The 19,507-nt window shown below is 69.1% G+C and carries 18 protein-coding genes; 4 read left to right on the top strand and 14 right to left on the bottom strand.

What is annotated here, in order from left to right:
- Positions 1 to 4 precede the first annotated feature (4 nt).
- From H976_RS0103140 to H976_RS0103175, 8 genes are read right to left on the bottom strand one after another with little or no spacing between them, the layout of a single operon-like run.
- Positions 5 to 1,447, bottom strand: a complete 1,443-nt coding sequence (locus H976_RS0103140) for a rhamnulokinase family protein (protein WP_027860347.1) — start codon at positions 1,445 to 1,447, stop codon at positions 5 to 7.
- A gap of 13 nt (positions 1,448 to 1,460) precedes the next feature.
- A complete protein-coding gene (locus H976_RS0103145; protein ID WP_231388778.1) occupies positions 1,461 to 3,518 on the bottom strand; it encodes a bifunctional aldolase/short-chain dehydrogenase in 2,058 nt (685 codons plus the stop codon).
- A 1-nt stretch (position 3,519) separates the two neighbouring features.
- Entirely contained in the window at positions 3,520 to 4,683 is a 1,164-nt protein-coding gene (gene rhaI / locus H976_RS0103150) for an L-rhamnose isomerase (RefSeq protein ID WP_027860349.1), read from the bottom strand.
- Positions 4,680 to 5,042: an L-rhamnose mutarotase gene (locus H976_RS0103155; protein ID WP_231388779.1), complete on the bottom strand. Its 363-nt coding sequence runs from the start codon at positions 5,040 to 5,042 to the stop codon at positions 4,680 to 4,682. The genes rhaI and H976_RS0103155 overlap by 4 nt, the downstream gene beginning before the upstream one ends.
- 19 nt (positions 5,043 to 5,061) lie before the next feature.
- Positions 5,062 to 6,093, bottom strand: coding sequence for a rhamnose ABC transporter substrate-binding protein (gene rhaS / locus H976_RS0103160; protein ID WP_027860351.1), 1,032 nt, complete (start codon positions 6,091 to 6,093; stop codon positions 5,062 to 5,064).
- A gap of 5 nt (positions 6,094 to 6,098) precedes the next feature.
- On the bottom strand, positions 6,099 to 7,160 hold the full coding sequence (locus H976_RS0103165; protein ID WP_027860352.1) for an ABC transporter permease: 1,062 nt from the start codon (positions 7,158 to 7,160) through the stop codon (positions 6,099 to 6,101).
- Complete coding sequence (locus tag H976_RS24290; RefSeq protein WP_081682628.1) at positions 7,157 to 8,227, bottom strand: ABC transporter permease; 1,071 nt, start codon at positions 8,225 to 8,227, stop codon at positions 7,157 to 7,159. Before H976_RS24290 ends, H976_RS0103165 begins: the two co-directional genes overlap by 4 nt.
- The gene (locus tag H976_RS0103175; protein ID WP_027860353.1) at positions 8,224 to 9,741 is read right to left on the bottom strand and encodes a sugar ABC transporter ATP-binding protein; all 1,518 of its coding nucleotides are present in this window, start codon (positions 9,739 to 9,741) and stop codon (positions 8,224 to 8,226) included. The genes H976_RS24290 and H976_RS0103175 overlap by 4 nt, the downstream gene beginning before the upstream one ends.
- 187 nt (positions 9,742 to 9,928) lie before the next feature.
- Between H976_RS0103175 and H976_RS0103180 the strand changes: the two genes are divergently transcribed.
- Positions 9,929 to 10,969, top strand: coding sequence for a LacI family DNA-binding transcriptional regulator (locus H976_RS0103180; protein WP_027860354.1), 1,041 nt, complete (start codon positions 9,929 to 9,931; stop codon positions 10,967 to 10,969).
- Between the two features lie 41 nt (positions 10,970 to 11,010).
- Here the strand turns inward: H976_RS0103180 and H976_RS0103185 are convergent, their stop codons facing one another.
- The 4 genes from H976_RS0103185 to H976_RS0103200 form a co-directional block, all read right to left on the bottom strand.
- Positions 11,011 to 11,583 (bottom strand): dihydrofolate reductase family protein, encoded by a 573-nt coding sequence (locus H976_RS0103185; protein WP_027860355.1) that lies wholly within the window; start codon positions 11,581 to 11,583, stop codon positions 11,011 to 11,013.
- Between the two features lie 129 nt (positions 11,584 to 11,712).
- On the bottom strand, positions 11,713 to 12,312 hold the full coding sequence (locus tag H976_RS0103190; protein ID WP_036224470.1) for an isoprenylcysteine carboxylmethyltransferase family protein: 600 nt from the start codon (positions 12,310 to 12,312) through the stop codon (positions 11,713 to 11,715).
- Between the two features lie 21 nt (positions 12,313 to 12,333).
- Entirely contained in the window at positions 12,334 to 13,425 is a 1,092-nt protein-coding gene (locus tag H976_RS0103195; protein ID WP_027860357.1) for an EstA family serine hydrolase, read from the bottom strand.
- Positions 13,426 to 13,480: 55 nt separating this feature from the next.
- Complete coding sequence (locus tag H976_RS0103200; RefSeq protein ID WP_027860358.1) at positions 13,481 to 14,302, bottom strand: hypothetical protein; 822 nt, start codon at positions 14,300 to 14,302, stop codon at positions 13,481 to 13,483.
- A gap of 161 nt (positions 14,303 to 14,463) precedes the next feature.
- Between H976_RS0103200 and H976_RS24295 the strand changes: the two genes are divergently transcribed.
- Positions 14,464 to 16,395, top strand: coding sequence for a glycoside hydrolase family 9 protein (locus tag H976_RS24295; RefSeq protein WP_051276109.1), 1,932 nt, complete (start codon positions 14,464 to 14,466; stop codon positions 16,393 to 16,395).
- A gap of 51 nt (positions 16,396 to 16,446) precedes the next feature.
- Here the strand turns inward: H976_RS24295 and H976_RS24300 are convergent, their stop codons facing one another.
- Positions 16,447 to 17,919, bottom strand: a complete 1,473-nt coding sequence (locus H976_RS24300; protein ID WP_051276111.1) for a DHA2 family efflux MFS transporter permease subunit — start codon at positions 17,917 to 17,919, stop codon at positions 16,447 to 16,449.
- A gap of 78 nt (positions 17,920 to 17,997) precedes the next feature.
- On the opposite strand from H976_RS24300, the gene H976_RS28450 reads away from it, so the two are divergent.
- Positions 17,998 to 18,621, top strand: a complete 624-nt coding sequence (locus tag H976_RS28450) for a helix-turn-helix domain-containing protein (RefSeq protein ID WP_051276113.1) — start codon at positions 17,998 to 18,000, stop codon at positions 18,619 to 18,621.
- Here H976_RS28450 and H976_RS24310 read toward each other — a convergent pair.
- A complete protein-coding gene (locus H976_RS24310; RefSeq protein WP_051276115.1) occupies positions 18,618 to 19,073 on the bottom strand; it encodes a response regulator transcription factor in 456 nt (151 codons plus the stop codon). The genes H976_RS28450 and H976_RS24310 overlap by 4 nt on opposite strands.
- A gap of 52 nt (positions 19,074 to 19,125) precedes the next feature.
- Here H976_RS24310 and H976_RS0103225 point away from each other — a divergent pair, with 52 nt between their 5' ends.
- Positions 19,126 to 19,506 (top strand): co-chaperone YbbN, encoded by a 381-nt coding sequence (locus tag H976_RS0103225; protein ID WP_027860359.1) that lies wholly within the window; start codon positions 19,126 to 19,128, stop codon positions 19,504 to 19,506.
- The last annotated feature ends 1 nt before the right edge of the window (position 19,507 follow it).

Consider the following 19,507-nt stretch of genomic DNA (forward strand, 5'->3'; position numbering starts at 1 on the left):
GCGATCAGCCCAGCCGTTTCTCTGCGGCGTCCCAGTCCCCCGAGACGCTGTGGGGTTCGTAGGTGCGCAATCGCTGAGTACGTCTCACCAGCGCGCGCATGGAGGACAGGTCGGGCAGTGGTTCTCCGAGCGACCGGGCCTGCACGAGCACGTTGCCCAGGGCCGCCGCCTCGATTGGTCCCGCGACGACCGGAAGGCCGCACGCGTCTGCCGTGAGCTGGCAGAGCAGCTCGTTCTGCGAGCCACCTCCGACGACGTGCACGACCTCGAGACGCACACCCGCGATGCTAGACGCACTCCGGATCGTGCGCCGATAGGCCAGCGCCAGGCTGTCCAGCACCATCCGGACCATGCCCACCTCCGTGGACGGCACGGGCTCCCGCGCCGCCTCGGCCAGCGCACGCAGCCGGGCTGGCATGTCGCCCGGTGGGAGCAGGCTCGGGTCGTCGACGTCCACCACACTGCGGAGATCAGGCTCGGCGTGGGCCCAGGCCAGCAGGTCGGGCAGGTCGGCACGCCACTCGCGCACGCACTCCGAGAGCACCCAGAGTCCCATCACGTTCTTCAGGAGCCGGACGGTGCCGTCGACGCCGGCCTCGTTGGTGAAGTCCGCGCGCCGTGCCTCCTCGGTCAAGATCGGCTGCGGCAGCTCGAGGCCGACGAGGGACCAGGTGCCCGAGGAGATGTACGCCGCCGCCGACCCACCCATCGGCACACCCACCACCGCGGACGCCGTGTCGTGCGAGCCCACCGCGATCACGGGCGTCTCCTCCGGCAGGCCGACCTGCGCGGCCACCTCGGGCAGCAGTGTGCCGACCGTCTCGCCGGCATCGACCAGCTCGGGCAGCAGGTCCGTGCGCAGCCCGAGACGCTCGAGCAGCGGCACCGCCCATTCGCGGGTGGTGGCGTCGAGGAACTGAGTGGTCGAGGCGTTGGTGCGTTCGGCGACACGCCGACCGGTGAGCCAGTAGGAGATGAGGTCGGGTAGCAGCAGAAGGGTCGTGGCGTCGGCGTACTCCTCGGAGTCCTTGGCGGCCACGAGCTGGTAGAGCGTGTTGAACGGCAGCTGCTGGATCCCGGTGACGTCGTACAGCAGCGACTCGCCGAGCTCGGCCACGACCCTCTCCCGGACGCCGTCGGTGCGCCCGTCACGGTGGGAGTACGGCGCGCCGAGCAGCCTCCCGTCGGCGTCGAGGAGGCCATAGTCGATGGCCCACGAGTCGACACCGATGCCGTCGACCGGACCGCTCTCGGCCGCCACTCGGAGCCCGACCAGCAGCTCCGAACGGATGCGCTCGACGTCCCAGCGCAACGAGCCGTCCTCGTGACGCACGCCCCCGTTGGGAAACCGGTGCACCTCGTCGAGGCGCAGCGCGTCGGCTCCGACCTCGGCCACCATCACGCGTCCCGAGGTGGCGCCGAGATCGAAGGCGACGCAACGTCTCACGGCAGTCGAGGCTTCATCGCAGGAAGGCAGCCGCGACGCCCGCGTCCACCGGCACGTGCAGTCCGGTGGTGTGGGTCATGTTCGGGCCGCACAGCACGAAGACGGCGTTGGCGCAGTGCTCCGGCAGCACCTCGCGCTTGAGCAGCGTCCGCTGGGCGTAGAACTTGCCGAGGTCCTTCTCCTCGACGCCGTAGACCTCAGCGCGCTTCGCTCCCCAACCGCCGGCGAAGATCCCGGAGCCCTGGACGACGCCGTCGGGATTCACGCCATTGACCTTGATGCCGTACTCGCCGAGCTCGGCGGCGAGGAGCCGCACCTGGTGGGCCTGGTCGGCCTTCACCGCGGAGTAGGCGATGTTGTTGGGCCCTGCGAACACCGAGTTCTTCGAGGAGATGTAGACGATGTCACCGCCGAGCTCCTGCTCGATCAGCACCTTGGCGGCCGCCCGCGAGACGAGGAACGATCCCTTGGCCATCACGTCGTGCTGGACGTCCCAGTCCTGCACAGTGGTCTCGAGCAGCGGCTTGGAGAGGCTGAGCCCGGCGTTGTTGACCACGAGGTCGAGCCCACCGAAGGCGAGCACGGCCGCGTCGACCATCGCGTGCACGGCGTCTTCGTCGCTGACGTCGACCCGAACGCCCACGGCCACATCCGTGTTGCCGATGGCGGACGCCGCGTCCTGCGCCTTGGTCAGGTCGAGGTCGGCGACCACCACGCAGGCACCTTCGGCCGCGAGCTTCTCGGCGATGGCCTTGCCGATGCCACTGGCCGCGCCGGTGACCAGCGCGATGCGCGTGGCGAGGGGCTTCGGCGCCGGCATCCGCTGGAGCTTGGCCTCTTCCAGCGCCCAGTACTCGATGCGGAACTTCTCCGCCTCGTCGATGGGTGCGTACGTCGAGACACCCTCGGCGCCTCGCATCACGTTGATCGCGTTGACGTAGAACTCACCGGCCACACGGGCGGTCTGCTTGTCCTTGCCGAAGCTGAACATGCCGACGCCAGGCACGAGCACGATCAGCGGGTCGGCGCCACGGATGGCCGGGGAGTCCTGCGTCGCGTTGCGGTCGTAGTAGGCCTGGTAGTCCTCGCGGTAGGGCTCGTGCAGCTCCTTGAGCCGCGTCGCCATCTCCTCGGCGGAGGCGGTGCCGGGCAGGTCGAGCACCAACGGCTTGACCTTGGTGCGCAGGAAGTGGTCGGGGCAGCTGGTGCCCAGCTCGGCAAGCCGCGGGTGCTCCGCGGAGGAGAGGAAGTCGAGCACCGCGTCGGTGTCGGTGAAGTGACCGACCATCGGCCGGTCCTTCGAGGCGATGGCGCGCACCGCCGGCGCGATGGCCGCCGCCTTGGCGCGACGTTCGTCGGCCGGCAGGGCGGCGTACCCATCGAGGGCGGGACCGAAGGGCTCTGCCTTGCTGTTGGCCTCGATGTACTCCGCGGCGGTGTCGATGATCTTGAGCGAGTTGGCCTCGCACTCCTCGCTGGTACCGCCCCACGCCGTGATGCCGTGGCCGCCGAGGATGCACCCGATCGCCTGTGGGTTCTGCGCCTTGATCTCGGCGATGTCGAGGCCGAGCTGGAAGCCGGGACGCCGCCACGGCACCCAGACGACGGCGTCACCGAAGATCTTGCGGGTCAGCTCCTCGCCGTCAGCCGCGGTTGCGATGGCGATGCCTGAGTCGGGGTGCAGGTGGTCGACGTGCGCCGAGTCGACGAGTCCGTGCATCGCTGTGTCGATCGACGGCGCCGCACCGCCCTTGCCGTGCAGGCAGTAGTCGAAGGCGGCGACCATCTCGTCCTCGCGCTCCACGCCCGGGTAGACGTCCACGAGCGCGCGCAGCCGGTCGAGCCGCAGGGCCGCGAGGCCGGCGGGCTTCAGCGTGCCGAGGTCGCCTCCGGAACCCTTGACCCAGACCAGCTCGACGTCCTCGTTCGTCACGGGGTCGGTCTCGACGCCCTTGGCGGAGGTGTTGCCGCCGGCGTAGTTGGTGTTCTTCGGGTTCGCGCCGAGCCGGTTGGAGCGCTCCACCAGAGCGGCAACGGTCCCATTCAAAGGTCGGTCAGCGATGTCGGTCACGTCAGTTCCATCCTGCCTGGGCCCCGCCCACGCGGTCGGCCTCGATCTGTTCCTGGTACCCGCTCGCGAGATAGGCCCGCATCGGGTCGGCCGGCAGCCCGCGCTCCTCGCGCCATGCGGCCAGGTCACGGCGTACGTCGGTGTAGAAGGCGTCCATGAAGATCTCGTTGGCGAGCAGCACATCGCCATCGGCCTGCGCGGCGGCGAGCGCCTCCTTGTCCAGCAGCAGGGCCCGCGCGGTCATCTCCTGCACGTTGAGCACCGAGCGGATCTGTCCGGGGATCTTCGCCTCGATGTTGTGGCACTGATCGAGCATCAGCGCGACGTCGGATCCGGCGCCGAAGCCGCCGCCCCGGATCACCTCGACCATGATGCGGAACAGCTGGAAGGGGTCGGCCGCCCCGACGATCAGGTCGTCGTCAGCGTAGAACCGGCTGTTGAAGTCGAACGAGCCGAGCTTCCCGAGCCGCAGCAGCTGCGCGACGATGAACTCGATGTTGGTGCCCGGCGCGTGGTGCCCGGTGTCGAGGCAGACCACGGCCCGCTCCCCCAGCGCGCTGACCTGGGCGTACGACGAACCCCAGTCCGGCACGTCGGTGTGGTAGAACGCCGGCTCGAAGAACTTGTACTCCAGCACCAGCCGCTGACCCTCACCGATCTGGGAGTAGATCTCGGCCAGGCTCTCGGCCAGCCAGTCCTGGCGTGACCGAATGTCGCCTTGCCCGGGGTAGTTGGTGCCGTCGGCCAGCCAGATCTTCAGGTCGCGCGACCCCGTCTGGTTCATGATCTCGATGCAGTCCAGGTTGTGCTGGATCGCCTTGGCCCGCACCTCGCGGTCGTGATGAGCGAGGCTGCCGAGCTTGTAGTCGTCGTCCTGGAAGGTGTTGGAGTTGATCGTCCCGAGGCGGACGCCGAGGTCCTCGGCGTACGCCGCGAGCTTGCCGTAGTCGTCGACGAGGTCCCACGGGATGTGCAGCGCCACGCTCGGAGCCAGCCCGGTGAACGTGTGCACCTGAGCGGCGTCCGCGATCTTCTCCTCCACACTGCGGGGGGTTCCGGCCGAGCCGAACACCTTGAACCGGGTGCCGGAGTTGCCGTAGGCCCACGACGGAACCTCGATCGCGAGCTCGGCGAGCCGGTCGGTGATGTCGGTGAAGCTGGTCATGAGTCCTGTCCTTCTGGGTCTAGCTGGTCCTCGAGGTGGAAGATCTCCGCGAGCTGCGTGAAGCCGGTGTCGGGGCGTGCCTCGCCGAGGTCGGCGAAGAACTCAGCCATCTCCGCCTGCCAGCGGGCGTTGACGTCCGTCTCGTCCATCCCGGCGAGGGCCGCCTGCAGATCGGGAGTCTCGAAGTATCCGACCAGCAGGCCGTCCTCACGCAGGAACAGCGAGTAGTTGTGCCAGCCGGTCGACGACAGTGCACGGAGCATCTCCGGCCACACGGCCCGGTGGCGGCGGGTGTACTCCTCGAGGCGCTCTGGCCTCACCTGGAGCTGGAAGCACACCCGTTGCATGGTCACCGGCACTGTCGCCGACCTCAGGCGATCAGTAGTTGAACTTGTCGATGTTGCTGGCGTTGAACTTGAAGGGGTCTCCGAGCACGACCACCTTGTCCGCACCGACGGTGAAGTCACCGAGCTTGCCAGCCTTGAACTTGTCACCCTCGTCGCCCTTGATGTCGCCGCTGACCAGGGCGTGCGCGGCGTAGGCCGCGAGGTAGCCCAGGTCCTCGGGGTTCCAGAGCGCGAACTCCTTGACGGTGCCGTCCTTGACGTACTTGCGCATCAGGTTCGGCGTGCCGAGGCCGGTGAGCATGACCTTGCCCTTGGAGGACGAGGTCGACAGGTAACGGGCAGCAGCGGCGATGCCGACCGTGGTGGGCGAGATGATGCCCTTCAGGTTCGGGTGCTTCTGCAACAGCGCCGCGGTCTTGTCGAAGGACTTCTGGTCGTCGTCGTCGCCGTAGACGGTCTCGACGAGCTTGATCTTCGGGTGGTTCGCGAGCTCCTTCTTCATCACGTCGATCCACGCGTTCTGGTTGGTCGCGTTGGCGCTCGCCGAGAGGATCGCGACCTCCCCTGCGTCACCGATCTGGTCGGCGATCATGTCCACCTGGGTCTTACCGATGCCCTCGGTGTTGGACGGACTGACGAAGATGTCGCGGCAGCTCGGGTCGGTGTCGGAGTCGAAGGTGACGACCTTGGTGCCGGCGTCCTTGGCCTGGTTCAGCGAGTCGCAGAGTGCCTTGGGGTCGTTGGCGGAGACCACGATCGCATTGGTGTGCTTCTGCGCCTCGGTGTCGATGTACTGCGCCTGGGCGTCCGGGCTGGCGTCCTGCGGACCGACCTGGGAGTACGTTCCGCCGAACTCCCCGACCGCCTTCTTGCCAGCCGCGTCGCTGCTGTCGAAGTAGGGGTTGCCGAGGTTCTTCGGGATGAACGTGATCGTCTGCGCCTTGGACCCGCTGCTGCTGCTGTCGTTACTGTCGCCCGATCCCTTGCCACAGCCGCTGACGGCCAGCGCCAGCGAAAGGGCAACGGCAGCGACGCCGGTGATCCTCTTCGTGCTGCTCAACATGTGTGCTACCTCTTCTGGTTTCCAACGCCGGCTGGCGTGAGCTGGGGATCGGACGAGGCCGCCCGGTCCCGGTTGTGGCGCCTGGCAGCGGCGTCGGAGACCCACGCCAGGACACTGGTGGACATCACCGAGGCGACGAGCAGCAGCCCGATGATGATGTTGATGACGTTGACCGTGACGCCCTGCAACCGCAGGGCACTCGACAGCACCCCGATCAGGAGCACCCCGGCGATCACGCCGATGACCTTGCCGCGGCCGCCGAAGATCGAGACGCCGCCGAGGAGGACCGCGGCGATCACCTGGAGCTCGAGGCCGGTGGCGTTGTCGCCGCGGGAGCTGGTGAAGCGCAGCGTGAAGTAGATCCCGGCGAGCGCCGAGACCACGCCCGAGAACAGGAACAGCACGAACTTGCTGCGCGCGACGGGTACGCCGGTGAAGTGCGCCGCCTCGATGTTCAGGCCGATGTCGTAGACACCCCGACCGAACGAGGAGAAGTGCAGCAGCCAGGTGAACACGACCGCGAGCACGGCGAAGACGACCACGATCAGCGGGATGCCGGTGCCACCGACCGTCTGCCGGGCCAGGTCGCTCCACCGGTTCGGGAAGTCGGTGACCGCCTTGGTGCCGAGCACACCGACCGCGATGCCGCGGAAGAGCGCGAGGGTGCCGATGGTGACCGCGAGCGACGGCAGCCCGACGTACGCCACGAGGAAGCCGTTCAGCGCACCACAGGCCAGACCGACGACGAGTGCAGCGATCGCCGCGACCGGCACCGAGGTGCCGTGGTCGACGAGGGTGCCCAGCGTGACGCTGCTGAGTCCCACGACGCTGGCGACGGAGAGGTCGATCTCCCCCGTCACGATGATCAGGGTCATCGGCAACGCGATCAACAGGATCGGAGCGATGTCGAGGAACAGGAACGTCATCGTCAGCTGCGTGGCGAAGAACGAGACGAAGTTGATCGCCCACACCAGCACGAGCACGAGCAGCGCAATCACGGCGGCCTCGCGGGAGACCAGCAGCCGCCGCCACAGGGGCTGCGCGTGGAAGGGGTAGGTCCGGCTCATGAGTCCCTCGCCTCGATCAGTTGCCGTTCGCGTCGCAGGCTGAGCAGCCGGTCCAGCGCGATCGCGCTGAGGATCAGCGCGCCGACCAGGGCCTGCTGCCAGAAGTCGGGGATGCCGAGGATCGGCAGCACCCGGTTGATGGTGACCAGCAGGATGGCGCCGATCGCGGCGCCCCAGACGGTGCCGCTGCCGCCGAAGATCGCGACGCCACCGACCACGACAGCAGCGACTGCCTGGAGCTCGATGCCGGAGCCCGCGCTGGAGCTGACGCTGCCGTAGCGGGCGGCGAAGACAACTCCGGCGAGACCCGCCAGCGCGCCGCTGAGCACGAATGCGGCGATCACCCGGCGACGCACGTTGAGTCCGTAGAGGACCGCGGCGTCGGGGTCCGAGCCGATCGCGTAGAGCTCACGACCACCGCGGGCGGTGTACAGGTAGTAGCCGACCACGACCACGACCAGCATCGCGAGGATGAAGAGGACCGGGATGGTCAGGATCGTCTTGGTGCCGAGGTTGCCGAAGGCGTCAGGCATGTCGGAGGGGTTGATGCGGTTGCTCCCCGCCCAGCTGAGCACGATGCCCCGATAGATGTAGAGCGTGCCCAGGGTGATCACCAGAGCCGGCACCTTGCCGAAGCCGACCAGGAGTCCGTTGACCAGGCCGAGAACCGCCCCGGCCAGCACGCCGACCAGGATCACCGCGACGATGGGGAGTCCGGTGTCGATGAACAGCCGGCCGGTGAGGTACGCCGTCAGCCCCAGCACCGAGCCGACGGAGAGGTCGACGTTGCGGGTGATGATCACGACGCACTGACCGGCCGCGAGGAGCAGCAGCACCGACGGTGTGAGCAGCAGGTCACGCCAGCTGTTGGCGCTGAACAGGAAGTTGGGGCTCTTGATCGTCGCCACGGCGATGATCAGGAGGAGCACCGCGAGGATCGAGGCCTCACGGGACCGGACCACGGTCTCGAAGGCGCGGCGGCCCGGGGAGAGCTCGCTGGGGGCGACGAGCTCGGCGTGGGCGTGCTCGGTCTCCGGCTGCTGGTCCTGCTTGGCGGTGTCGATCATGCGCGCACCTCCCTGGTCCGGGTGGCTGCGAGCATCACGTTCTCCGGGGTGGCGTCGTCACGGTCGATGTCGGCGGTCAGGCGGCCCTCGGAGACGACGAGGATCCGGTCGGCCATGCCGAGGACCTCGGGCAGCTCGGAGGAGATCATCAGGATCGCCATCCCCTGGCCGGCGAGCTCGGAGAGCAACCGGTGCACCTCGGCCTTGGTGCCGACGTCGATGCCCCGGGTGGGCTCGTCGATGACCAGGAGTCGGGGCTCGGTGGCGAGCCACTTGGCGATGACGACCTTCTGCTGGTTGCCGCCGCTCATCGTGGTGGCATTCATGTCGAGCGCGTTGGTCTTCACCTCGAGGCGGGAGGCCCAGGGTGCCGAGGCCTCGTTCTCCGCGCGTTGGGTGAGGACGCCGAACCGGGACAACCGGCCGCGGATCACCCCCGCCACGTTGCGCGAGACCGACGCATCGATCACGAGTCCCTGCTTGCGGCGGTCCTCGGGGATGAACGCCATCCCGGCCCTGATCGCCGCCCGTGGGTTGCGAGGTGGCACCGCCTTGCCGAGCAGGTGCACCGAGCCGGTGTCGTAGCCGTCGACCCCGAACACGGCGCGAGCGATCTCGCTGCGGCCGGCACCGACCAGACCGGCGAGGCTGACGATCTCGCCGGCGCGAACGTCGAAGGACACGTCGTGGAAGACGCCGGTGGAGCCGAGGTTGCGCACCTCCAGCACGGGGCCGCCGACGGTGGCGGGGGTCTTCGGGAACAGGTCGCCGACCTCGCGGCCGACCATCAGCGCGACCAGCTTGTCGACGTCGGTGTCCGCGACCCGGAGGGTGTCGACGTAGGAACCGTCGCGCATCACGGTGACCGTGTCGCACAGCTCGAAGACCTCGTCGAAGCGGTGCGAGATGAACACCAGCGCGCGGCCCTCGTCACGCAGCCGCCGCGCAACGGTGAAGAGCCGCTCGACCTCGACGCCGCTGAGCGCCGCGGTCGGCTCGTCCATGATCAGGACACGGGCGTCGAGCGAGATGGCCTTGGCGATCTCGATGATCTGCTGGTCGGCGATGGACAGGCCCAGCGCCTGGCGCCGCGGGTCGATGTGCACGCCCAGACCAGCGAACAGGCTGGCCGCCTCGGCGTACATCGCAGAGCGGTTGATCCGCCGCCCGGAGCCGAGGATCTGGCGGCCCATGAAGATGTTCTCGGTGACCGACAGGTCGGGGAACAGCGTCGGCTCCTGGTAGATCACCGCGACGCCGGCTGCCTTGGACTCGGCGGTCGAGGAGAAGTCCACGCTGCTGCCGTCGAGCAGGAACTCGCCGCCGTCGCGCCGGTAGACCCCCGCCACCACCTTGACCAGTGTCGACTTGCCGGCACCGTTCTCGCCCACCAGCGCGTGGATGGAGCCCGGCTCGACTCGCAGCGACCCCGAGCGGAGCGCCTGGACAGCGCCGAACGACTTGACCACACCGCGCAGCTCCAGCGAGGCGGGACGCGTCGGGTTCTCGGTCATTCGGAAGGGTCCATCCGTTGATTGAAAGGTTTCAAAATCTGGGTGTGACGGTAGGTGACCGCCGTCACAGGTGTCAAGGACCGTTACCCAATCCACACGGAAACCGTCGATCGGTAGGCTGACCCGCTAGCATTTGCGACGTTTCAAGGCGAGCCCGGTCCGGGCCGCCACGACCGGAAGGTGAGCGATGGTCACGGCCTCCTCCGGATCGGGCCGCTCCCCCTCGGTCAAGGACGTCGCGGCCGCCGCAGGGGTGTCCCTCGGCACGGTCTCCAACGTGCTGAACCGACCCGCCGTGGTCAGCGCCGCGACCCGCGAGCGGGTCGAGCGGGCCATGGCTGATCTCGGTTTCGTGCGGAACGAGTTCGCCCGTCAGCTCCGGATGGGTACCAGCCGCACGCTGGCCTACGTGATGCTCGATGCCACCAACCCGTTCTTCACCGACGTCGCCCAGGGCATCGAGCTGGCGGCCGAGGGCGCAGACATGTCGGTCGTCATCTGCAACAGCAACAACCGTGCGGTCCGCGAGCAGGCCCACCTCGCGCAGCTGATGGAGCAACGGGTGCTGGGCATCCTGCTCACGCCCACAGACCCGCAGGCTCCGTGGATCGACTCCGTCGCCGAGCGCGGGGTGCCGCTGGTGATCGTCGACCGCACCCGCGACGACGACCGGTTCTGCTCGGTGGCGGTCGACGACGTGCTCGGCGGGCGTCTGGCCATCGAGCACCTTGTCGACCAGGGCCACACACGGGTGGCCTTCATCGGCGGGCCGAAGTCGCTTGGACAGGTCAGGGACCGCTACGCCGGCGCCCAGCGCGCCTGGAGCGAAGCCGGACTTCCACCCGAGGACCTGGTCGAGCTGCCCACGGCCGCCCTCACCGTCGCTGAGGGTCGGGGCGCCGGCGAGCGACTCGCCGGCCTCTCCGCCGCGCGACGTCCGACCGCGGCGTTCTGCGCCAACGACATCACGGCCCTGGGCCTTCTCCAGGCGGCCATCGGCACAGGCTGGCGGGTGCCCGGCGACCTCGCCATCGTGGGGTACGACGACATCGAGTTCGCCTCGGCCGCAGCAGTGCCGCTCACCTCGGTCCGGCAGCCCCGCGAGGAGCTCGGCCGCACCGCCGCTCAGCTGCTGCTCGCCGAGACGGCGGACGAGCAGCACCTCCACCAGCAGGTGGTGTTCAAGCCCGAGCTCGTTGCCCGGGCGTCGTCACTGTCGACGGGCTGACCGACTCCGAGTCGCGTGGAGCGTCCGCATGCGGACCTGGGTCAGTGACGTGCGCGGTAGTGCAGCAGCAGGCAGCCGCCAGAGCGTTGTGCATCGAGGAGCTCGAAGCGCTGGAGGTCCATGTCCTCACCGAAGAGGCGGTTGCCCCGCCCAGCCAGGCTCGGGGCGACGACGAGGCGCAGCTGATCGACCAGCCCGTCGGCCAGGAGGCTGCGCGCCAGAGTGAGGCTGCCGTGGATCCCGATGTCGCCCCCCGCCTGTCGCTTGAGGTCGGAGACGTACGCCGCTGCCGCTACGTCGACGTGCAGGGTGTTCGACCAGGCGGACGTCGGCGGCGTGGCCGAGAACAGGTACTTCGTCGTGGAGTTGATGAAGTCCGCGAAGGGCTGCATGTCTGACGACGGCCAGTGACCGACCCACTTCTCATACGTACGCCGCCCGAGCAGCACGGCGTCCTGGGTGTCGATGACCTCGCCGAGAAAGTCCATGAGCCGTTCGTCCGCATCCCCGAACCACTCCCCTTCCCCAGGGTCGTCTGCGTACCCGTCGAGCGACATCAGCTCGTAGAGCACCACGTTGCGAGTGGCAGCGGCGTCGGGATCCATGTGGTTCATGGCTCAAGGCAACAGCCGGACACACCGGCACCGCATCGCCCGTGAGTGGTCTTCGTGACGCCGATCGTCGGATGACGGGTCCGCCGAAAGGAGGACGCCACCGCCGGATCCACGACCCCCGCCACGCCGTCACCAGAGGAACGGGACCAGCCGAGCTCGGCCGGCACAGAAGTCGCGGTAGCGGTCTCCGAGGGCGGCGGTGAGCGCACGCTCCTCGACCCTGATCCGGAGGACGAGCGCCGTCAGCACGATCAACAACGAACCTGCGGCGCTCAACCAGTTCTCGTAGACCAGGCCGCACCCGAGGAGTGCGAGCAGCAGGCCCGTGTAGCTCGGGTGTCGCAGGACTCGGTACGGTCCGCTGTCGACGACCGGCTGGTCCTCGGTCGTCCGGAGTACGACGGTGAAGTACTTCCCCAGGGTCACGAAGGACCACCAACGCAGGAGCAGGCCCAACCAGCCGACCAGCACACCGATCGAGAAGACCAGGACACCGCCCGGGATCGTGGCGTTCGGTGCAATGGCACGACCGATGGGGATGAACAGGATCCCGGCGAAGAACACGGCGCGGAACAGTGCCTCAGCGACCAGGTCGGTCCGCGACCCGCCACGACGTACGCGCAGCGCCTGGAAGAGCTCACCGGCGATGAACGCCCCGACACTGAGAGCGAAGACGAGTCGTGCAGCGTCGGACCGCTGCACGAAGGGCTCGAGCTCAGCAGGGATCATCACCACTCCTAGGTCTGGTCGCTACACAGCGCCCAGCGCCGCCATCGCGATCTGCATCCCGCGGTCGTCCTCCGCCGGTTCGCGCATCTGGTTGGTCGCGTAGGCGACGACCAGCTGCTGGGTCGGGTCGATCATCACCAACGCACCGCCCCAGCCTCCCCAGCCGTAGACACCGCCGAGCCGGCCGTAGCCCAACCCCCAGCTGACCGACATCCCGAGGACCCGGTCCTCGCCGGAGAACTGCTCGGCCCAGGCCAGCTCGCAGGTCTCCGGGCCCAGCAGCCGTATGCCGCCGACCGTCCCGCCGCACGCCATCACCGACTGCACGAGGGCGACCGAGCGCGCGTTGCCGAAACCACTCGCGGCGGGGATCTCGGAGCGTCGCCAGTCGGTGCTGTTGGCGGCGCGGACCGACATCGGGGTCGCCTTGGTGGCCGGAGCTCCCGGGACCGACGAACCAGCGACGTAGTCCTCGTCGCGACCCGTGGGTGGAACCGTCGCGGCAACGCGGTGGTCGTGCTCGGCCGGCAGCCCGATCCAGAAGTCCGCGCCGAGTGGCGCCGCGACCTCGGCGGCGAAGAACTCGCCGATGCTGCGGTCGGTGATCCGGCGTACCAGCTCGCCGACCAGAAATCCCTGGGTGAGCGAGTGGTAGCCGACCGCGGTGCCCGGCTCCCACTGCGGAGCACTGGCCGCGAGCAGCCCGGTCGCGGTGGTCCAGTCGTAGAGGTCAGCCACCGGGGCCTCCCAGTCGGGCAGTCCCGCGGTGTGTGCCAGCACGTGCCGGACGAGCACCCCCGACTTGCCTTCGACAGCGAACTCCGGCCAGTACCCGGCCACCGGGGCATCAGGGTCCAACAGCCCGCGGTCCACGAGGATCAGCGCGCACAGTGCGGTCATCGTCTTGGTCACCGAGAAGACGTTGACGATCGTGTCGCGCTCCCAGCTCCCGTTGTTGCGCGCGTCCGCCTGTCCGCCCCACACGTCGACCACCGGCTCGCCGCCGACGAAGACTGCCGCAGACCCACCCGCATCGCCCGCGTCGAGCGCGTCGCGCAGCGCCTCTGCCACCGCCGCGAACCGCTCGTCGTACGCACCCCGCAGCTCGGCCACCTGGCCATTGAGTCAGCGTCAGGGTGCCCCCGCAACTGGTTTGGGCCGTTCGGCCTCAGTCCTGCGCAGCAAGCAGCCTCTGCGCAAGGGGTTCGAGGGCAGTGATGAGCTCGTCGACCTCGCCCGGCTCGAGGATCTCGTACGGCGCGACGGCGAGCTCGTCGGTCAGCGCCTCGACCCGCACATTGGTCTGCCGACCGGCAGGGGTGAACGTCGACTCGTCCTCGACCAGCCTCCGATCCTTCATCCCGTCGATCAGGTCGGCCAGCAGGGCGGGCGGAAGGTGGTGGATCCGACCGAACGCGGTCGCCGGCATCCCGAGGTCGAGGGCGAGCAGCACATGGGCCTGGAGTCCCCCGATGCCCTCGACCATCAGGGCGGCGATGTGCCCGTCGCCGCGGTGCTCGCGCAGCAGCGAGGCGGCGTGGAAAAGGCGGGCCACCGGCTCCTCCGGCAGCGGGAGCGCCCGCAGCGCGGCGTACATGGGGCGGCCCTCGAGCGGGGCACTCGTCGCTGCCCGGGTGAGCAGCTCGACGGCCCGGGTGAAGTCAGGCGTGTCGACGAGGTCGCCGAGGATCCGGCGCAGCGCGGTGACGCACCCCTCCTGACGGGCGGCGATGGCCGCCTCCGGCGTGGTGGTGCTCCAGACCTTGGGGATGTGCCTGGCCACCTCACCAGGGGCGAAGTTGTAGAAGAGCGCATGCACGACCTCGGCAGGCGCCGAGCTGCCGAGCGGGGCGGCCCGGCCGGCGAAGTAGGTGTCCCAGTAGTTGGTGAACCCCAGGGCGAACATCGTCTCGTTGGGTTCGTCGGCCGAGTACGGAATGGCGCCGATCGGCTCGACGAGGTCGAACATCTTGCGAGCCAGTGCGCTCATGGTGTGCTCCTTGGAGTTCGCGATCGGGTTCGCCGTATCGACCCCTGCGGGGCGGCGAAGTCATCGCATCGCCACGATTGTGCCGGGACCACCCTCTTGCGCTCGGCTGTTGACGTGAGGAATATTCATTAGGAAGGTTTCCTAACGAATGGGGGTGCCCGATGGCACGTCTGCCACTGCTCGTCGCCGGCGTCGTCCTCACGAGTGGTTCTCTCATGTGGTCCACTGCCCTCTCGTCGTACGCCGCGTCGACCGCAGGCCCGGTGTCGGGAGTGGTCCGGATCAACCAGCAGGGCTACCTGCCGGGTGAGACCAAGCTGGCCCGACTGATGACCACCCGACCCGTCGACGGAGAACGGTTCCGTGTCGTGGACGCCCAGGGCCGCACCCGGCTCCGCGGCACCGTGCCGACCCGGTCCGTCGCACGGTGGAACGCCCACTACCCCGCGGTCTACCGGCTCGGCTTCGACCGGCTGAGGACGCCCGGGCGCTACCGGATCGTGGTGGCCGGCGCCGTGCAGACCGCATCACCGTGGTTCCGCGTGCTGTCCCCCGGTGGGCTGTTCGGCACCTGGCTGCGCGACGGCGTGCTCTTCGACCAGGTGCAGCGCGACGGCCAGCAGGTCGTCCCCGGAGCGTTGCACCGCAAGCCGTCCCACCTGCTCGACCACCGTGCCTACGTCTACAGGTGGCCGCGGATGGAGCCGGGCGGCGACCTGATCCTCGACGCCGACCTGACCAGGACGGGCGGTCCCGTCGACGTGGCGGGCGGCTGGTTCGACGCGGGTGACTACCTGAAGTTCACCCACTCCTCGGCCTACAACGACGTGCTGCTGTTCACCAGCGCCCGCCAGCTCGGGCGGCGTGCCCCCCGGGCGCTGGTGGCCGAGGCGCGCCACGGGCTGGCCTGGCTCTCCAAGATGTGGGACCCGACGACCCGCACGCTGCACATCCAGGTCGGCATCGGCTCCGGGAACGAGCAGGGAACCTTCCTCGGCGACCACGACGGCTGGCGGTTGCCGGAGGCCGACGACCATGACACGGCAGTGGAGGACCGCTACGTGTCCCACCGGCCGGTGTTCGACGCTGCCCCGGCCGGCCAGCCGATCAGCCCGAACCTGGTGGGCCGGGTCGCCGCGTCGTACGCCCTCGCCGCCCAGCTCGACGCACGCACGCACCGCTCGCGAGCCCTGGCCGAGCTGCACCAGGCGACCCTGCTCTACTCCCGCGCCGACACCGCGAGTCCGCCCCGTCCGCTCGTCACGGCGCTGCCGCACGACTTCTATCCCGAGGACACCTGGCGTGACGACATGGAGCTCGGTGCGGCCGAGATCGCGCTGGCCAGGCAGGGCCTGCACCTGCGTAGCGCCGGCTTCGTTGCCAAGGCGGCGCACTGGGCGCACGCCTACCTCGCGCGGGAGGCGGGCGACACGCTCAACCTCTACGACACCAGCGCGCTCGCGCACACCGCGCTGGCGCAGGCCATGGGGCACCGGCGGCACCTCGCCGTCACCCGGGCCGACCTGGTGCACGACCTCGGCGCCCAGATCCGCCGCGGCGTGCGGCACGCGGCCGATGACCCGTTCGCTGCCGGCGTCGCGTACGACGACTTCGACGTCAACTCCCACACGTTCGGCCTGATCGCGAGCGTCGGGCTCTACGACCAGCTCACGCACACCCGGCGGTACCAGTCGTTCGCGACCTCGCAGCGCACCTGGCTCCTCGGCGGCAACCCCTGGGGGGTCGGCGCCATGGTCGGGGTCGGCACGCGCTTCCCGCGCTGCATGCAGCACCAGGTCGCGAACCTGTCGGGCAGCCAGGACGGGACCGCGCCGTTGGACGTCGGCGCCGTGGTCAACGGTCCCAACGGCGCCGACAACTTCGAGGACGGCCTCGGCGACTTCCAGGACGGCATGGTGCACTGCTCCGCTGGTGCCTCGACACTGCCCCGCTTCGACGCACGCGGCAGCCGGTACGTCGACGACGTCCGCTCCTGGCAGACCGACGAGCCCGCGCTGGACATGACGGGGGCCGCGATCATCGCGGCCGCGACCCAGCTGCACCTCCACCGGCATGCGTCGCTGGGTCGGTGAGGACACGCGTACGCCCGCGCCGGTTGGGGCGCGGGCGTACGACGGGACCGGTCAGGCCGCGAGGATCGGCTCCTCGACGAGCGTGGGGACGGGCTCGCCGTCCAGCTCGTCGCGACGGACCAGCGTCAACGCGGCGACCAGCCCGAAGGCCGCGAAGATCGCGCCGACCAGGAACGCCGAGCTGAACCCGTCGACCAACGCCGAGGGCAGGGCCACTCCGGTGACGACCGAGTCCTTGGTCTGCGACGTGGCGATGGTGGAGAGCGCCGCGATCCCGAGCGCGCCGCCGATCTGCTGCGAGGTGTTGATCAGGCCCGAGGCCAACCCGGCCTCGGCCGGCTGGATGCCGGCGAGCGCCGCGATCGAGATCGGCACGAAGGAGAACCCGATGCCGACGCCGATGATCAGGAAGCCGGGCAGCAGGTCGGCGACGTAGCTGCCGTCGACCGAGACCTGCGTGAAGTACAGGAGACCTGCGGTCAGCATCGCCATCCCGACCACCAGCACCGGCTTGACGCCGACACGGGTGACGAGCTGGCCGGCGACCGCGGACCACACGATGGCCGTGCCGGCGACCGCGAGGTAGGCGACGCCCGTCTTCATCGGGGAGTAGCCGAGCACCTGCTGCATGTAGAGCGTCAGCATCAGGAACATCGAGAACAGCGCCGTACCCATGATGAATCCGGCGACGTTGGCGCCGCTCACCGTGCGCGTCCGCAGGATGCCGAAGCGCATCAGCGGCTCGTCGTGCCGCAGCTCCCAGCCGACGAAGGCGAGGAGCAGCACCACCGAGGCCGCGATCACGCCGAGCGTCTCGACCGAGAGCCAGCCGTGCCGTCCGGCCTGCGTGATCGCGTAGACCAGCGAGGAGAGGCCAGCGGTGACCAGGACGGCGCCGGGGAGGTCGAACTTCTCCGTCGCGGCGTCACGACTCTCCTTGAGCAGGAACGGTGCGAGCACGAACCCGACCATGCCGACCGGCACGTTGACGAAGAAGATCCACTCCCAGCTGAGGGCGTCGGTGAGCACCCCGCCGAGGAGAACGCCGGCCACGGCTCCGAACCCGCCGACGGCACCCCAGGCGCCGAGGGCGATGTTGCGCTCGCGACCCTCGGTGAACGTCGTGGACAGGATCGACAGGGCAGCGGGGGTGATGATCGCCGCGCCGAGGCCCTGGAGCACCCGGGCACTGATCAGCGAGGCCTCGGACCAGGCGAGGCCGGCCAGCAGCGAGGCCACGGTGAAGACGACGACGCCGACGAGGAAGAGCCGGCGTCGGCCCAGCATGTCGGCGGCCCGCCCACCGAGCAGCAGGAAGCCGCCGAAGACGAGGGCGTAGGCGCTGATCACCCATTGCAGGTCGGCCTGCGAGAAGCCGAGGTCGCTCTTGATGGAGGGCAGAGCGACATTCACGATCGCGATGTCGAGGACGACCATGAACTGGACGACGCACAACAGCGCGAGGGCCAGCCACTTGCCGCGGTTCGAGGACACCGCTTCAGTTGCTTGCTTTTGTGAAGTCATGTTTTCGACCGTAACAGCGTCTACTTTAATTTTGCAAGCACTTAGTGCAGATTCAGAACCGAGTGGTATTCTTCCGGCATGGCGAAGCGCTACGAGCAGTACTGTCCGATGGCTCATGCCCTCGACCTGGTCGGCGATCGCTGGACCCTGCTGGTGATCCGCGACCTGATGCACGGGCCCAAGCGCTACACCGACCTCGTCGAGCGCCTCCCCGGCATCGGCACCAACATCCTGGCCACGCGACTGCGCGACCTCGAGGGCCACGGCATCCTCGTCCGCCGCACCCTCCCGCCCCCGGCAGCCTCGAAGGTCTACGAGCTGACCGACTACGGCCGCGAGCTGCGCCCGGCCATGCGTGAGCTGGCCCTGTGGGGTGCCCGCTCCCTGGGCCCGCCGGCCGAGGAGGGCGAGCTGTTCGAGGGCTGGCTGGCGAACGCGATGGACGTCGTGATCGCGCGCCTCGCGCCCCCCGGCCGCTTCGAGTTCCGGGCCGGCGACGAGATCGCCTCGCTCGTCGACGGGGAGGTCGTGGACGGACCGATCGAGGATGCCGACGTACGCGTGGCCGGTGACCCCGACGGCATCTACGCGCTGTTCGTGGACAGGTGCTTCGACCTCGTGTCCGTCGAGGGCGACCAGAAGCTGCTGGAGGAGCTGCTCGAGGTGGCTCCCGCGCGCACCGAGGTGCCGGTCTCCGCCTAGTGTTCGGGCGCCTGCCGACCGGCTTCGCGGGCCTTGCGTGCTGCTCGTTCGGCCATCGCCCCGCCGATGATGACGCGCAGCTGCTCCGGCAGGGCCTGGATGCGACCGTCCTTGTGGATGTAGCCGTTGGCTCCCAACGACATCGCCTTCTGCGGCATGCCGGTCGCGTCGCCGAGCGCGGAGAGCATCACCACGATCGCGTCCGGACACTCCTGACGGATCAGCGGGAGCGCGGACAACCCGTCCATGACCGGCATCAGGATGTCGAGCAGCACGAGGTCGGGCTGGGCGGCCCGGACCGCGGCCACTCCCTGCTCGCCGTCAGCGGCAGTGCCCACGACGTGGAACTGCCCACTGCGCTCGAGGGCACCCTGGACGAGGAACAGCAGGTCCTCGCTGTCGTCGATCGCGACAACGCTGACGGGTTCGGGAGGCGTCGAGGTGGTGGGCATGAGAGTGAGCGTTCAACTGGTCTGCACCCACGTTAACGCCTAGCCTCGACTCATGCCGACGATCGAGCTGACGGCCGAGAACTTCGACGCGAGCGTGCAGGACAACGAGATCCTGTTCGTCGACTTCTGGGCCAGCTGGTGCGGACCGTGTCGCGCCTTCGCGCCGACCTACGAGGCGGCGTCCGAGGCCAACCCCGACCTGACGTTCGGGTCGGTCAACACCGAGGAGCAGCACCAGCTCTCCAGCGCCGCACAGGTGACCTCGATCCCCACGCTGATGGTCTTCCGCGACCAGATCCTGGTCTTCTCCCAGCCGGGTGCCCTGCCTCCCGCTGCCCTCGACCAGCTGATCACGGCGGTCCGCGACCTCGACATGGACGACGTACGCCGCCAGGTCGCCGAGCAGCACCCCACTCAGCAACCAGCAGACTGAG

It is taken from the genome of Marmoricola sp. URHB0036, assembly GCF_000426045.1.
Lineage (GTDB): Bacteria > Actinomycetota > Actinomycetes > Propionibacteriales > Nocardioidaceae > Marmoricola.